This is a genomic window from Neobacillus drentensis (assembly GCF_036966985.1).
Taxonomy (GTDB): Bacteria; Bacillota; Bacilli; order Bacillales; family Cytobacillaceae; genus Neobacillus; species Neobacillus drentensis_E.
Genome location: NZ_JBALSN010000095.1, coordinates 14,438 through 29,215, shown reverse-complemented (window position 1 = coordinate 29,215; position 14,778 = coordinate 14,438). Strand labels below are relative to the sequence as shown.

Genomic DNA, 14,778 nt, shown 5'->3' with positions numbered 1-14,778 from the left:
AGGCAAAACCTAAATTGTCGTCTCTAAACATTTGTTTGAGGCGCACAATTTAGGTTTTTTTGTATTCTTGAGACACTTTTGATCCGGAAAAAAGGAACTCGGGGTGGCTGCCTCCCTACCTGTTACGGTGTATTTCATTAAAAACTTAATAATCTATTATAGGATTGTTACTGGTTCGGCAGGCAAAACCTAAATTACTCAACACATGAGGATTCTTTCCTTATGGTTGGTTAATTTAGGTTTTTTGTTTTCTTGGACTGGAAACGGATACAAATTTGGTTGTATAAAATTTGGAGGTGTTTTTAATGGCTAAAAAGGATTACACAGGCTTAACAAGCAACATTTTAGAGTTAGTCGGCGGGAAAGGCAATATCAACAGTGTGTTTCATTGTGTGACAAGACTACGTTTTAAGTTAAAGGACGAAAAGATCGCCAAAACGGAAGAGATTAAAAATCTTGAGGGCGTTGTGACTGTAATGCAAAGCGGCGGTCAATATCAGGTGGTCATTGGAAACCATGTACCAGATGTTTATGCAACATTCTTACAAGTTGCCAATATGAGTGGAGCAGCTGAAAGTGATTCAGAAGATACAAACAAAGCAGGTTTAGGTGCTAGATTTATAGATATGATTTCAGGAGTATTTACTCCAATCCTAGGTGTTTTAGCGGCAACAGGTATGATCAAAGGTTTGGCGGCACTAATACTTGCTTTAGGCTGGGTGACAGCCACATCAGGAACTTATAACTTACTGAATATCGCAGGAGACGGTTTATTCAATTTCTTACCAATCTTCTTAGGTTACACAGCCATGAAAAAATTCGGTGGTACACCTTTTGTTGGAATGGCAATCGCTGCCGCTTTGGTGCATCCAACATTGTCAACGTTAACAGCAGGAGATCCACTTTATACACTTTTTAAAGGATCGTTAATCCAGTCAGATATACGTATTACATTCTTAGGTATTCCAGTCATCATGATGAGTTATGCTTCATCCGTTATTCCAATTCTACTTTCAGCGTTTTTTGCAACAAAGATAGAAAAAGGTTTCAAAAAGATTGTTCCAGATGTTGTAAAAACTTTCGTCGTTCCATTTTTGACCATTATCATAATGGTCCCATTAACTTTCTTAGTGATTGGTCCAGTTGCTACATGGGCAGGTACTCTTCTTGGTGCAGCAACATTATGGATTTATAAGTTAAGCCCTGTTGTAGCTGGTTTAATTCTCGGAGGATTTTGGCAAATATTTGTTATCTTTGGACTTCACTGGGGACTTGTTCCAATTGCAATTAACAACTTAACAACTTTACATTACGATCCGGTTCTAGCAACCACAGTTATGGTATGTTTCGCACAAGTTGGTGCTGTTTTAGCGGTTATGTTAAAGACAAGAAACAAAGGATTGAAAACACTAAGTTTTCCAGCTTTCATTTCAGGTATTTTTGGCGTGACAGAACCAGCTATTTACGGTGTAACATTACCACTTAAAAAGCCATTTATTATGAGCTGTATTGGTGGAGCAGTAGGCGGTGGAATTATTGGTGCTACTGCAGGAAAATTATGGATGTTTGGAGGAATGGGTATTTTCGTTATACCAACCTTTATCAAGCCTGGTTCATCACTTGATATGACTGTCTGGGGAGCAGTGATTGCGTTAGTTGCAGGTTTTGTCGTAGCGTTTGTTTTAACTTATCTATTCGGTTTCAAAGATCCAGCAAATAAAGAAAAAGCAACTAATGAACCAAAGGCAGTAAAAGTGATCGATAAAACCCGTACGCAAGAGGTTGCAAGTCCGTTAAAAGGAAAAGTAATTCCATTAAATCAAGTAGAAGACGCAGCATTTTCAAGTGAAGTTATGGGTAAAGGGATTGCAATTGAACCATCAGAAGGAAAAGTAGTTTCTCCAGTCAATGGTGTTGTAACCACACTTTTCAAAACCAAACATGCGATTGGGGTTACATCCGATAAAGGCGTGGAAATATTAATCCATGTGGGAATGGATACCGTTAAATTAGACGGAGAACATTTTACTGCTCATATCAACCAAGGTGACACCGTCAAAGCAGGAGATCTATTAGTAGAATTTGATATCGCTAAAATTAAAGCAGCAGGTTGTGAAGTGACCACACCTATCATTATCACCAATAGCGGCGATTATGCAGAAATTAATCCAACAGCAAAGACAGCAATTAATCAGAAAGAAACATTATTAACGATTTGTGGTTAATTTTTAAAAAAAGAGATTCCGATTGTTAACAGTCGGAGTCTCTAAAATGGAGGAGGAAAAAAGATGACAAGACAAACATCATTTCCAGAAGGATTTTTATGGGGTGGCGCAACTGCAGCCAATCAGTTAGAAGGTGCCTATAATGAAGGCGGTAAGGGCCTATCAATTTTTGATATGGTTACATTTATCCCTAAAGAAGAACGCACAAATGATATCGAGATGGATGTCAGAAGTGAAGAAGAGTTAGAAGCGTTATTGGCAGGAAAAGAGGGAGATAACTTCCCTAAACGCCGTGGAATTGACTTTTATCACCGCTATAAAGAAGACATTGCGCTGTTCGCTGAAATGGGCTTTAAAACATTCAGAATGTCGATTTCTTGGCCGCGTATTTTTCCAAATGGGGACGAGTTAGTCCCGAATGAAGAGGGACTAGCTTTCTACGATCGAGTGTTTGATGAACTATTAAAATATGACATCGAGCCTTTGGTGACTCTATCACACTATGAAATGCCGCTTCACTTGGTGCAAAAGTATAATGGCTGGACCGACCGCCGTTTAGTGGAATTCTTTGTCCGTTATGCAGAAACTGTATTTACTCGTTATAAAGACAAAGTAAAATACTGGTTAACCTTTAATGAGATTAATATCTCAACCTTCTCTCCGTATATCGGCAGTGGGATTTTAGTAGATCGTGTCGAGAATAAAGAGCAAGCTGTATATCAAGCGCTCCACCATCAATTTGTGGCAAGTGCACGTGCGGTAAAAGCCTGTCATGAAATCATTCCTGGTGCACAGATTGGCTGTATGCTGGCTCGTATGGAAGTATATCCAGAAACGTGCAACCCGGATGATGTCTTAGCAGCATTAGAAGAAGATCAGAAGAACCTGTTCTTCACAGATGTTCAAGTGCGCGGTTATTATCCAAGTTATATGTTAAGCTATTTTGAAAAGAAGAATATCCAAATTGACATGCTGCCAGGTGATGAGGAAATCTTGTTGCAGCATCCAGTAGACTTCTTATCATTTAGCTATTATATGTCTATGGTGGCGAGTGGTAATGAAGAGCGATTAAAAGAAATAGGGAACTTCTTTAATGGTATTAAAAACCCTTATTTACAAGCATCTGATTGGGGTTGGCAAATTGATCCCAAGGGCTTACGTATTACATTAAAGAAAATGTACGACCGCTATCAAGTACCTTTATTCATTGTGGAAAATGGTTTGGGTGCCTACGATAAAGTCGAGGAAGACGGCTCGATCAACGATGATTACCGGATTGATTACATGCGCGCACATATTGACCAAATGGGCGAAGCGATCAAAGACGGAGTAGATTTAATGGGTTACACCAGCTGGGGCTGTATCGATTTAATCAGCGCAAGTACCTCAGAAATGTCTAAACGCTATGGTTTCATTTATGTTGACCAAGATGATTATGGTAACGGTACATTAGAAAGAAAGAAGAAAAAATCATTCGATTGGTACAAAAATGTCATCGCAACAAACGGCGAAGAACTGTAAATGTAAAAAAAGAGATTGGAGTTTCCAATCTCTCAGATTGTAGACAAAAGGCATTCGAATGAGCTCATTCGAATGCCTTTAATTGTTTTTTTGCTCGTAAGAGCAAAATTTAGACCTATCCTATGCCTATTTCTAGGCCATTTCTGGACTCTTCCATGTCCAGTTGGCCATCTTTTTCAAATTCATGGCAGCAAAAGTAAGCATCGCTTGCATGGACAATTTTTTAAGGCCTCTTAAGGTTGTCCAACGCATGCCATGCTTTTCTTTAGCATCTGCAAAAACACGTTCAATCGTTTCTTTACGTCTTGCGTAAATGCTTTTATTCTCTTGTGTATGACGAAGATGATCGGCTTCTTCTATGTAATGTTCCCACACATGCCGCTCAATCAATTTTTTATGTTCTTTACTTTGCGTGCATTCGGAAAGTAATGGGCAATTTTTACAATCAAGAGGATTAGAAAAGTATTGACGCTTTCCATTCTTCGTCGTCGTTGCATACTTCAGTATTTGTCCTTGCGGACAGATATAACAATCGTAGTATTCATCATAAACATACTCATGTTTTTTCATATAACCATCCTTCGTACGTGGACGTGTATACGGTAAGGCAGGAGTCATATCATTTCCAAATACGAATTGAGCAATAGCAGGTGTTTTGTATCCAGCATCAGCAGCAACAGCTTCAGGTTTCCCATGTTTTTCGATGACTTTCTCAAGTAGTGGCTCGAATATGACGCTATCATGGATATTCCCTGGTGTTACAATTGTGCCAAGAACAAAACCATTTCGATCTGAAGCTGCATGAAATGAGTATGCGAATTGTTTAGTTCGCTCGTCCTTTACGTAATAACCACTTTCTGGGTCAGTCGTACTTTCTTTAATTTCTTTTAATTCCTCTTTATCAAATTTATCGGGAGGAAATGGCTTTTTTCCGTGATCCTCGCGGTCTTTATTAATCTCGTCTTGTAAACGTGCTTCATAAGCTTTCGATTCTTTTCGGACAACTTTCTTCTCGAATTTGCGCTTATTCGCACTCGCCTTAACATGTGTGGAATCAATAAATACGTGTTCGCTACTAATCAATTTCTTGTCAGAGGCTTCCTTCAAAATACGATAAAAAATCTTTTCAAATAAATCTGTATTCTTAAAGCGCCGCTCGTAGTTTTTACCGAATGTTGAAAAGTGTGGTACCTTGTCATTAAAACTAAAACCAAGAAACCAACGATATGCCATATTAGTTTCGATTTCCCCAATGGTTTGACGCATGGACCGAATACCGAAGGTATATTGGATGAAAGTCATCTTAATTAATACTACGGGGTCGATGCTGGGGCGTCCCCGTTCAGATGAATACAAATCTTGAACAAGTGAGTAAATAAATGAAAAATCAATAGCAGCTTCAATCTTTCGAACCAAATGATTTGAAGGTACAAGCTGATCTAAAGCTATCATTTCTATTTGGTCACGATTCATCTGTGTATTTTTAGTTAGCATTTCATCCACCTCATTTATATGTCTGTATCTTAATTATACAAAGGGCTGATATAAAGGTCATTAGTGATTTTATAACCTTGTTGATTGGAGTGGAAGGCGGCGAAGACTCCTGCGGGAGTACGGACAGGGGAGACCCCGCAGGCGCTGAAAGCGGCGAGGAGGCTCACCGAACCGCCCGCGGAAAGCGAAGCCGCCTGGAACGGAAATCAACAGACTAGTTTAATTAGCCAAACAAAAAAGACTGCCGATATAAAACCCGAAATCCTTCGGATTTGTCGACAGTCTGAGAGATTGGAGTTTCCAATCTCTTTTTTTATAGGATCTCAATCTTTAAAGAATTGACTTGTGAAACCAGCAGTTCTTCATATTCTTTTTGAGCTTGATAGTAAATTTCTTGTTCCCCAGCTTTAGGGTTTTCCTTCTTGGCCTTGTCAATCAGATCCTTTTGAACCTTCTGGGACATGACAATCATTTGATACTGCTGCTTTTCTGTTGCCCAAAACTTCTCTTCTCCGTAATTGTTGATCAGCTTTTTAGCTGATTCAAATTGATTATATTGTTCGCGTGCCTTGCTAAGGGCTGCATCCACTTCTGTCTCCGTTGCTTTATGCCCTTTTTCATCCGCCAGTAAGGCCATCGCCCGGAGGCGGATGATTTGTGTTAATAATTGATTTTTATCTTCAAGTGTTTTTTCCTGTGTCTTTAAATAAGTGAGTTCTTCCTCTAACTGCTCGCCCTTATATTGTTTCTCTGCACTTTCACGGTTGATCGCTAGCTGCAATTGGTTAATGAACTTATAAAAGCTGACATCCTCAGCAGTGATCCACTCGCCATTCACCTTGGCAACCCCTTTTGGCTTGGTTACGTTCAGTTCAATGACTTTCTCCGTCTTTTTCCCGTCTTTTTTAAGCGTAAATACGGCCTCATATTTACCGCCCATTGGCAAATTTACTTTGCCGCTATAGGTGCCATTTTTTCCTTCCTCAAGCTTGACATCAAAGCTGCCATGATCCATTTCCGTCATTGCTAGGTTGGCAGATACATCTAGCCCTTTTATGGCTTTCTTGTTTTCGGTTACCTTTACTTCAAAAGGCATGGCTGTATCCTTGACGAAATAAAGATCCTTTGTGACGGCCACTTTATAGTTAGGGCCTGAACTGCATCCTGTAATCACGGCAATCAAAAGAAGGATGGCGGAGATTACCCGTATCTTCATGAACTGATTCCTCCTAAATTATGAGTTTGTAAAAACTCTTCTACTTTATATTTTTCCATTTTTCCATTTTCCAAATAAGCAACATGGGTACAAATCTGCTTAATTTCATCCAGATGGTGCGAGGACAGCAGAATCGTTTTATCCTGAAGGGAACTGAGTACATCTAAAATTTCTTTTCTTCCGAGCGGGTCAATACCGCTTGTTGGTTCATCAAGAATCAATAGACTTGAATCCTGATAAAGGGTGATCGCTAAACCAAGGCGCTGCAGCATCCCTTTCGAGTACTTCTTGACTTGTTCATTGCGGTCGTCCCACAAGCTGACTGAGCGAAGCACCTGCTCGATTCGTTCCTGGTTGGCGGTCTTATCTACCGCCTCTGCAAAAAACGTCATATTTTCCAATCCGGTCAGCATCGGATAAAGCATAAATTTTTCCGGCAGATAGGCGGTTTTTCTTTTCCACTCCTCATTTTTCTTGTTCACGGCAATCCCATTTATCAAAATTTCCCCTTGCTTGACTGGTAGCAATCCAAGCAAACTATTGATAAGTGTCGATTTCCCGGCACCATTGCGGCCAACCAGGGCACAAATTTCATTTCGGTTAATGTCTAGATTGATTGAATCTAAGACCGTTTTTTTTCCGAATGATTGGGTTAAATTCTTTATGGTGATCATTCGTACCCCTCCTTACGATTGAAAACAGTCGCTATGAAAAATGAAGTGATGAGCCAGAACAATAGATTGCCGAGCAGAAAGAATGCCGGCTTCGTCCACATAAACGCTTGTAAGAGTCTCGACATATGTCCGAAGGAATATACCCCCGTGCCTGTTTCTAAAAACATTCGAACAGCCTGAAGCGGATTTAAAAAGTAAACTGAAGAAAATAGTTTCACATTTTCGTATGTCACATCAGGTAAGAATGACAGCAAGATAAAATCATGCAAGAAGAAAAAGTAAAACCAGACAAAGATCGTTAACCCTAAAATCTGCATCCTCGAGCGGCTGATACTTCCGATGGCCGCGCCCATTTGCAAGAAGACGAGGCTCATGCAAACAATCGCTGCCACAAAGATGAAATAGCTTTTAATATCAAGTTGAAAGTTAAATTTTAGTAATAATAAATAAATGAAAAACCACGTAATCAACGGGATAAGGACAACTGTATAGAGTCCTAGGCTTTTTTTGATTAGGAAGCTTCCGAAATGGTCTTTCTTTGTCAGCAGCATAATCAATGTCTTTTGTTCCTTTTCTTGAAAAATCGAGAATGCCCCGATAAATAAGCATAGAATCGGAATAAAATAGATAATCGTATCAAACAAGTTGATTAAGAGCACATAAAAGCCTTTATCAAATGAAAGGGCTGAGGAACGAAATAAAATCGCGATTGAAATCAGAACAATAATACCTAAACTTAGCCAAAGTCCTTTTCCTCTTATATTTTCCTTCCATTCCTTCCATATGAAATGCATAGTAGGTGTCTCCCCTTTAGTAAAATCCCCACAATTAGCAAGGTGGCAATAAGGAAAATTGCTTTTGAATGAGATCCTTTTGCCGCTGTTAGCGGGTGTGGGTCATGAAACATGACTGCTTCCTTTGACAGCGCCGCGTTCATTTTTTCATAAATCTTCAGTGCGGGACTTTTTAGAAATAAATAGGATAATTCTTGGTCTTCTATTAATTGATATAAAGAAGAACGATAGGTTATTGGAAAATCCCCAATGCTGTCTTGATCTAAATCGGTGATGGGGAACGTGCTGCCCCAGTCATTCCCTTTGCCATTCTTGCTCCAGGAATTATTCTCACTATTGCCGCCAAGAGTTACAGCAGGAATCGTATTTTCAGTGATTTGGTTTAAGGTGAAAACTTGGTCATTGGAACTCGACCACAGTTCAATACCAATTTGGTTTTGAACGATTTTGTTGTGGCGAAATTCATTTCTGGTCGCTTGATCAATGTACATGCCGCGTTGGTTCATGTAAAAGGTATTATTGGCAATTTCGTTGTCATTTGCTTGAAGCAGCAATAATCCAAACGACTGGTTGCCGTAGTTCACGAGAAATTGATTATCCTCGAGCTTTAAATGATTCGAGTTCATAATCGCTGCGCCGCCGGTATTCATCGTGAATATATTCTTCTTGAAAATGTTCTGGTCGGAATACATGTAATGCAAACCATATCTTGTGTGGCTGATACTATTTTCATAGCTTTTGTTGTTGTTCGCATATTCAAAGAACATCCCGTCCCGGGTGCCTTCAATTGTATTTTGTTCAAGCAGATTATCATTGGCATAATAAACGTGAATCCCATTGCCCTGGGCGGCAATTTCGCCTTTTCCCAGACCCTTAATTTGGTTGGAACGAATGGTATTTTTGTGTGCCTGGCTTAAATAAATGCCGTGAAAGGAGTCGCGGATGATGATATGTTCGACAATATTGTTGTTTGTGTAAATCTTAATGGCCGCGTATTCCTCAGCTGAGTTCCGGTTCATACCTCCATGCGAGACGGTTAGGTGGCTCAGTTTCACATCAGGCGCCTTAATGGAAATGACATTCCCGGTTCCGTCTCCTCTGATCACGGTCTTTGTTGAGCCAATAATCGTTATCGGTTTGTTGATGACTATATTGCCCTGGTAGGTTTTATTTTCAAGCCTCAGGACCGCCCCTTCTTTCAGGCTGTCGATGGTTGCTTGTAATTGTTCGGCTGCCAGCTTTTTCTCAGGGCTCATAACTAGCAATAGAGAAAAAATGAAAGATAAGAGCGCAAGTTTTTTCATTTTACTTTCGATCCTTCCATAACGGAATGAGTAAGAGGATAAACGCAGCAATCACCAAGTATGTTCCGAGGCCAAGCAGGCTGTTGGTTTGGAAATTCGCCACTGTATTATGTCCTAAAATAGGCGGAACAAATGGATCCATTTTTATGGGAGCTTCAGGACTTAAATTGGTGCCAAACTTTTTCAATGCATGGTGAAGGTCATAGACACCCAGCCCGCCGCCAATCACAAATATGCCGATTAATCCGAATAGAATAGATTTTTTTCGAAGCAGGGCGGTTAAAAGAGTTAAAGCCGCTAAACCTCCAACTAGATAAGGTAAATATGCTAATTCAGGGAAGTTTTTTTCACTGAAGTTCGCCATACCAATATAGTGGTTAAGCCCATTAACGATATCAATTTCGCCTTCGAGTTTATTCGGGTACACAATGATATTTAACCCTTCTGGATATTGAGGAGCAACAAAGACCATTTTCCACCATGGGAAAAATAAAGAGATGACTATTAAAATAGTTGAAGTAACAAGTAATAATGAAGAAACCACTGATAATTTTTTTGTTGTACCTTTCATGTTAACATCGCCTTTATTATAAAGTGGAAGCGCCTTGCTCAGCCCCGACAAGTATAAGGCGAGCCCTTCAAGAAGGTGTTTTTTGCCTTCTTGAAGGGATTGACTTATAATCTCGAGGGGCTAGGCGCTGCAACTAGATTTTATTGATAATAAGACTTATAAACGGAGAAGGGTATCAATCTTTTTCATTGATACCCATCACCAACATATTGCTGAATTACTGTTTTGGTTTTACAAGGAAGTAACCGGTCATTTCTTGGTGTAGCGCAGAACAGAAGTTTGTGCAATAAAGTGGGTAGGTTCCTGCTTTATTAGCGACAAATTCCATCGTGTTGGTTTGTCCTGGCTGAACTTCCATGTTTAAGTTATAGCTGTTGATGGCAAATCCGTGGGTAATATCCTCATCGAAATCAATATTTGTCAGATGAATCGTAACGTGATCCCCTTCATTTACTTCGATTACATCAGGACGTTTTGCTTTGGCATCAAAGATGAATTTTGAACGCATCGCGATACCATATACATCAACTTTGTTACCATTGCGAACGATTTTTGTATCGCTCTGCTTGTAAACAGCCTCTTTATTCTTTGTGTCCTTCGGATAGACTTCAATTGTTTTGATTTTATCCGCTTTAATCATTTGGGCATAGTGTGGTTCTGGGTTAACTGGTGCAGATTGGATGACCTTCATCTTTCCGCTGATATCAATTAACTGCATGGATTCAGGATGAGAAGGTCCAACGGATAAATAGCTGTCTTTCGAAATCTTATTTAATGCAATGATATATTTTCCGTCTGGTGCAACCGTGTCACCTTCTGCGGCAACAGAGTGTCCTGGAGAATATTGAACAGGGACACGATCTAATGTTTCACCTGTCTTTGGATCCCATTTCACTATTTCCGAAGAAATGAACATTGTTGTATAGGCCATGCCTTTGTCATCAAATTGAGTGTGCAATGGTCCTAAGGCATTTTCAGGGTTAACTTCTCTTTCCATTACAGATTTGTAATTAAGGACTGGAATACCATTCCGTTCACCAGCGAAGTCTTTGTTTGCGACAGCTTTAAACGCCTTTTCAAAAGAGAAGACAGTCATGGTTGGTGCTAGTTTTCCAGAAGCGATAAAGTGCTTGCCGTCTGGTGTAACGTCGACACCATGTGGTGATTTAGCGACTGGAATTAAATAAATGCCGCCTTTTTGCTTTTCAGGGAAAATCATTTTCTGACCGCCTACATTTTCGTACTTGCCTTCCTTGACCATTTTCTCAAGCTCTTTCCAGTTGAAAAGAACAATATAGTCACGGTCGGCTTGTGAAGCATTAATTTCAAGATTAGTAGTTGATTCTTCGGTATTATAAGTCGTCATAACCGCCCAATCGGCTGATTCTTTTTTACCCGCATCAGAAAGGTCATAAGACCATGGTGGCAGGGCGACTTGGTAACCAATATTTAGCTTTTGTTTTTTTTCATCAAACGTAACAGCAGACATTACGCCGCGGTATTTTGTACTGTAATCATCAAGTGATTCGTACTTGTGTTGTAGCGGAACAGCGAAGCGAGTCGGCAGGAACATATACTCGGTATTTTCAGTAACGAAGGCCGCACAGTGTGGTCCGCTTGTATTTGGAACGTTAATGATATCTTTTACGGTGAACGTTTTTAAGTCCATCGCTGCCGCACGGCTGTTACCAACATCGGTCGCAAACATGTATTTACCGTCATAGTCACCATTTGTTTCAGAGAAGGCCGGGTGATGAAGGTCGCCCCATGTATAACCGCCCATTAATTTCTTCGAGTGTTCATCAAAGCCATACCCTGTAGCCGAATCCTGCGAGAAGACCGGAACCGTTCGAATATGTCGCATGGATGGAACTCCATAAATAAACATTTGACCGGAGTGGCCGCCGGAAGCAAATAGATAATAATCATCTTTTTGGCCGAATGGGACATATACCTTCTCGGCATCACTCTTTGTGGTTGACGCTGCTTCGGTACTTGTCTTAGCTGAGAAATCAGCAAACGAAATCGTAGCTGCGACAAACCCGGCGAAGAGACCCGATGCAATCGGAATCCATTTTTTCATTATATACACCACCTTTTTTATTTTTCAGAAGCTTGTTTCAGTAGGTCTAATACTTGCTTACGTTCTTCATCGGATAACGGATTTTTGCCAATCACGCCTGACATGACTGCAGAAGTAGGTGCTTTTAAGAATTCTTCAATCGGCTTGCCATGCTTGCCTTCTACGTTTGCAAACGCTTGGGAAAGGTCTGGTCCGACTGCTCCACCGGTAATATTTAAAGATTCAACACTGTGGCAGCCAAGGCAGCCTTTCTTGTTAAGGATGTTATCCTCATTGGCAGAAACTGTCGTTGCCTCTTTTGAATCGGTCGTTGTTTCTTCTTTTGCAGCAGCTGTTTCTGTCTTTTCTGTCGTTTCTGTTTGTGCCACTTGAGGCTGTTTTTTGGAATCCCCCATGATCACGCCAAACACTAAGTAGCCTAATCCAAAGCCAAGTAATGTACAAATAACAAAACTAATAATGGCTTTATTCATCTTTTTCCCTCCTTTATTTATCAAATGAACACCTTCATCCTAAACGCTTCCATTTGAGAAAAATGTGACCTGCCGCACACTTTTTTTGTAGGATTTGAACGTTTTGTGAAAGGGCTTTGTATTATACGATTTGAAAAAATGAACGTTTTGTGAAATTCGTCACTACATCAAGTGACGATGTTCTTTACAATAAAAGGTAAGTGTTTAATCCATAGAGGATTTTTAAAAAGGGTGGTGAAAAGGATGATTCAAGTCGATTGTTTAAAAGATCCAAATCTAGCAATTTATCAACAGGTTGTCCAAACGGATTTACTTCGAAAAATTGTCATCTTTAAGGATTTATCGGAGAAGTCGCTAGCGATTATTGAAAAGAGAATTCATACGATCGAGTTGAAAAAAGGGGAAAGGATCATTTCCGAAGCGGAAGTGGCCAAGGGGGTTTATTTCGTTCATTCTGGTGCAGTGAAGCTTACGAAGCAGGATGAACAGGGCAATGAAATTATTGTCTGTGTAAAGCAACAAGGGGATGTGTTTGCAGAGGCCTGTTTGTTTACAAAAAGGACAGAATACTACCCGGCAACTGCGACTATGCTTCAGGATGGAAAAATCTTATTTTTAGATAAATTGGAACTTGAGCGGGATCTATTCAGCCATCCAGAACTATCGATTCAAGTGATCAGTTATATGAGTGATGCGCTCCGGGAAATGACCTCACAATTACGAGACGTTGCCCTGCTCGATGTGTATGCGAAGACAGTCAAGACACTAGAACGACTCGGAAATAAATTTAATAATGGCCAGAACAGATGGGATATCGAGATTCCCTTGACCATTCAGGAATTTGCCACCGTGGTCGGAACAACAAGGGAAAGTGTCAGTCGCGTTTTCTCGAAGTTAAAAAAAGATGGAATCATCGAAATGAAATCACGGAAGATTATTATTCAGGATTGGTGTACACTGTGCACGTTGCTGCATCGGGAATATTAATAAACAATTCGTTGGAACGATCATAATAGGAATGCTATGGTTCCCGTTGAGCCTGGAAAAATGAGGCAACGGTCATCATACGGTCCCTATGGTTCGCGTTGAGCCTAAAAAAATGGGGGAACGGTCATCATACGGTCTCTATGGTTCCCGTTAAGCCTGAAAAAATGGAAGAACGGTCATTATTCGGTCCCTATGGTTCCCGTTATAACTAAAAAACCTATGAAACCGGCAAGCCAGTGTATTTATAAAAACTATAAACGTTCCACTAAAAAGGAAAAAGCCCTTCACTATGAGGGGCTTTTGATTACTTATCAAATTTATAGGTCCAAAACCGTTCATTATTAATCCACTTCATTACTTGCGGGTCTTGGTTTTTTAACTTCTCTTCCATCCCCATAAACATTTGCTCGGTTTGCGAACGGTGCGCCTGGATGGCTGCCATTTTTGTTTTGGCAACAGGGCTAATGTCATTTAGAATATCTGGTTCCCCGAGCTCATCAACACAATTATTCGAGAATGCTACACAGTGTAAGGTTGGCCGTGCGGCTGGGCTCATTTTTCCAACGGCACGAATAACCGCCGCACCAGTGGCATCATGGTCAGGGTGGACCGAGTAGCCTGGATAAAACGTAATAATAAGAGAAGGATTAACTTCCTCAATCAAGGTTAACATTTGATTGGCAAGTTTCTCTTCATCTTCAAATTCAATCGTTTTATCACGGAATCCGAGCATACGCAGGTCTTGAATGCCTAACACCCGTGCCGCTTCCTTCAATTCTTCTTTTCTAATCTTCGGCAGATTTTCACGATTGGTAAACGGGGGATTTCCCATGTTGCGTCCCATTTCACCTAACGTTAAACAGGCATAGGTGACAGGAGTTCCGTTCTGCACATGGGTGGCAATGGTGCCTGACACCCCAAATGCCTCATCATCAGGGTGAGGGAAGACGACCAATACTTGGCGTTCTTTTTCCATAAATCATTCTCCTTTCGGGCCTTGCAGTCTTATTCAAAAGGGGTGCTGGAAATTTCCAAGGCAACCGCTAGCTTTCCATCATGGTCGTGACCGGCTAATAAGAGATGATTGTCCTCATCAATTTCGTAATGAGTGATCCCTTCTGCGTAAATCCAGCCAAGCTGGATCTTCAACCCAACCCGAAACGGGCCATTCCCTGTTATTTTTCCTAATTCATAACGGACAAGGGCATTGCGAATGAATGCACCTGCTGAAAAGAAAGATTGATCATTATGTGAAGCATAGGCACCGTTGGTCGTTTCAAGGTGAATGTAGACATCTTTATTAGCAAAGCTGTTAATGGCAGCTTGTGCACCTTTTACATCAATAGGTTCCAAAATATAACCTCCTTTCCCTTCATTTAATTGTGATAATGTCTAATGTCTATTTTAGTTAATAATGTAACTATCATACTAAAATT

General features: G+C 40.4%; 13 protein-coding genes. 3 read left to right on the top strand and 10 right to left on the bottom strand.

The window, feature by feature from the left end:
- The first annotated feature begins 305 nt into the window (after nucleotides 1–305).
- Both V7659_RS06940 and V7659_RS06935 read left to right on the top strand, forming a co-directional pair.
- Nucleotides 306–2,225, top strand: coding sequence for a beta-glucoside-specific PTS transporter subunit IIABC (locus V7659_RS06940; protein ID WP_335539002.1), 1,920 nt, complete (start codon nucleotides 306–308; stop codon nucleotides 2,223–2,225).
- A 63-nt stretch (nucleotides 2,226–2,288) separates the two neighbouring features.
- A complete protein-coding gene (locus V7659_RS06935; protein WP_335539001.1) occupies nucleotides 2,289–3,746 on the top strand; it encodes a glycoside hydrolase family 1 protein in 1,458 nt (485 codons plus the stop codon).
- A gap of 132 nt (nucleotides 3,747–3,878) precedes the next feature.
- Here V7659_RS06935 and V7659_RS06930 read toward each other — a convergent pair whose 3' ends face one another.
- The 8 genes from V7659_RS06930 to V7659_RS06895 all read right to left on the bottom strand — a co-directional run bounded on the left by V7659_RS06930 (nucleotide 3,879) and on the right by V7659_RS06895 (nucleotide 12,355).
- The gene (locus tag V7659_RS06930) at nucleotides 3,879–5,240 is read right to left on the bottom strand and encodes an IS1182 family transposase (RefSeq protein ID WP_335539000.1); all 1,362 of its coding nucleotides are present in this window, start codon (nucleotides 5,238–5,240) and stop codon (nucleotides 3,879–3,881) included.
- 313 nt (nucleotides 5,241–5,553) lie between these two features.
- On the bottom strand, nucleotides 5,554–6,456 hold the full coding sequence (locus V7659_RS06925; RefSeq protein WP_335538999.1) for a FixH family protein: 903 nt from the start codon (nucleotides 6,454–6,456) through the stop codon (nucleotides 5,554–5,556).
- On the bottom strand, nucleotides 6,453–7,130 hold the full coding sequence (locus V7659_RS06920; protein WP_335538998.1) for an ABC transporter ATP-binding protein: 678 nt from the start codon (nucleotides 7,128–7,130) through the stop codon (nucleotides 6,453–6,455). Before V7659_RS06920 ends, V7659_RS06925 begins: the two co-directional genes overlap by 4 nt.
- Nucleotides 7,127–7,924: an ABC transporter permease gene (locus V7659_RS06915; protein WP_335538997.1), complete on the bottom strand. Its 798-nt coding sequence runs from the start codon at nucleotides 7,922–7,924 to the stop codon at nucleotides 7,127–7,129. Before V7659_RS06915 ends, V7659_RS06920 begins: the two co-directional genes overlap by 4 nt.
- Nucleotides 7,888–9,228, bottom strand: a complete 1,341-nt coding sequence (gene nosD / locus V7659_RS06910) for a nitrous oxide reductase family maturation protein NosD (protein ID WP_335538995.1) — start codon at nucleotides 9,226–9,228, stop codon at nucleotides 7,888–7,890. Before nosD ends, V7659_RS06915 begins: the two co-directional genes overlap by 37 nt.
- 1 nt (nucleotide 9,229) lies before the next feature.
- The gene (locus V7659_RS06905) at nucleotides 9,230–9,799 is read right to left on the bottom strand and encodes a hypothetical protein (protein ID WP_335538993.1); all 570 of its coding nucleotides are present in this window, start codon (nucleotides 9,797–9,799) and stop codon (nucleotides 9,230–9,232) included.
- A gap of 217 nt (nucleotides 9,800–10,016) precedes the next feature.
- Nucleotides 10,017–11,882 carry a Sec-dependent nitrous-oxide reductase gene (gene nosZ, locus V7659_RS06900; protein WP_335538991.1) on the bottom strand — a complete coding sequence of 622 codons (1,866 nt, stop codon included), beginning with the start codon at nucleotides 11,880–11,882 and terminating at the stop codon, nucleotides 10,017–10,019.
- A gap of 17 nt (nucleotides 11,883–11,899) precedes the next feature.
- The gene (locus V7659_RS06895; RefSeq protein WP_335538990.1) at nucleotides 11,900–12,355 is read right to left on the bottom strand and encodes a c-type cytochrome; all 456 of its coding nucleotides are present in this window, start codon (nucleotides 12,353–12,355) and stop codon (nucleotides 11,900–11,902) included.
- Between the two features lie 243 nt (nucleotides 12,356–12,598).
- Here V7659_RS06895 and V7659_RS06890 point away from each other — a divergent pair, with 243 nt between their 5' ends.
- Nucleotides 12,599–13,342, top strand: coding sequence for a Crp/Fnr family transcriptional regulator (locus tag V7659_RS06890; protein ID WP_335538988.1), 744 nt, complete (start codon nucleotides 12,599–12,601; stop codon nucleotides 13,340–13,342).
- 304 nt (nucleotides 13,343–13,646) lie between these two features.
- On the opposite strand, the gene bshB2 is transcribed toward V7659_RS06890, so the two are convergent.
- Both bshB2 and V7659_RS06880 read right to left on the bottom strand, forming a co-directional pair.
- On the bottom strand, nucleotides 13,647–14,318 hold the full coding sequence (gene bshB2, locus V7659_RS06885) for a bacillithiol biosynthesis deacetylase BshB2 (protein WP_335538986.1): 672 nt from the start codon (nucleotides 14,316–14,318) through the stop codon (nucleotides 13,647–13,649).
- Nucleotides 14,319–14,347: 29 nt separating this feature from the next.
- Nucleotides 14,348–14,695, bottom strand: a complete 348-nt coding sequence (locus tag V7659_RS06880; protein WP_335538984.1) for a YojF family protein — start codon at nucleotides 14,693–14,695, stop codon at nucleotides 14,348–14,350.
- Nucleotides 14,696–14,778 lie beyond the last annotated feature (83 nt).

Bases quoted from the DNA above. Each gene is read 5' to 3' on its own strand.
- nosZ (WP_335538991.1), bottom strand. From the start codon at position 11,882: ATGAAAAAATGGATTCCGATTGCATCGGGTCTCTTCGCCGGGTTTGTC.
- V7659_RS06915 (WP_335538997.1), bottom strand. From the start codon at position 7,924: ATGCATTTCATATGGAAGGAATGGAAGGAAAATATAAGAGGAAAAGGA.
- V7659_RS06925 (WP_335538999.1), bottom strand. From the start codon at position 6,456: ATGAAGATACGGGTAATCTCCGCCATCCTTCTTTTGATTGCCGTGATT.
- V7659_RS06930 (WP_335539000.1), bottom strand. From the start codon at position 5,240: ATGCTAACTAAAAATACACAGATGAATCGTGACCAAATAGAAATGATA.
- V7659_RS06935 (WP_335539001.1), top strand. From the start codon at position 2,289: ATGACAAGACAAACATCATTTCCAGAAGGATTTTTATGGGGTGGCGCA.
- nosD (WP_335538995.1), bottom strand. From the start codon at position 9,228: ATGAAAAAACTTGCGCTCTTATCTTTCATTTTTTCTCTATTGCTAGTT.
- V7659_RS06905 (WP_335538993.1), bottom strand. From the start codon at position 9,799: ATGAAAGGTACAACAAAAAAATTATCAGTGGTTTCTTCATTATTACTT.
- V7659_RS06890 (WP_335538988.1), top strand. From the start codon at position 12,599: ATGATTCAAGTCGATTGTTTAAAAGATCCAAATCTAGCAATTTATCAA.
- V7659_RS06920 (WP_335538998.1), bottom strand. From the start codon at position 7,130: ATGATCACCATAAAGAATTTAACCCAATCATTCGGAAAAAAAACGGTC.
- bshB2 (WP_335538986.1), bottom strand. From the start codon at position 14,318: ATGGAAAAAGAACGCCAAGTATTGGTCGTCTTCCCTCACCCTGATGAT.
- V7659_RS06940 (WP_335539002.1), top strand. From the start codon at position 306: ATGGCTAAAAAGGATTACACAGGCTTAACAAGCAACATTTTAGAGTTA.
- V7659_RS06895 (WP_335538990.1), bottom strand. From the start codon at position 12,355: ATGAATAAAGCCATTATTAGTTTTGTTATTTGTACATTACTTGGCTTT.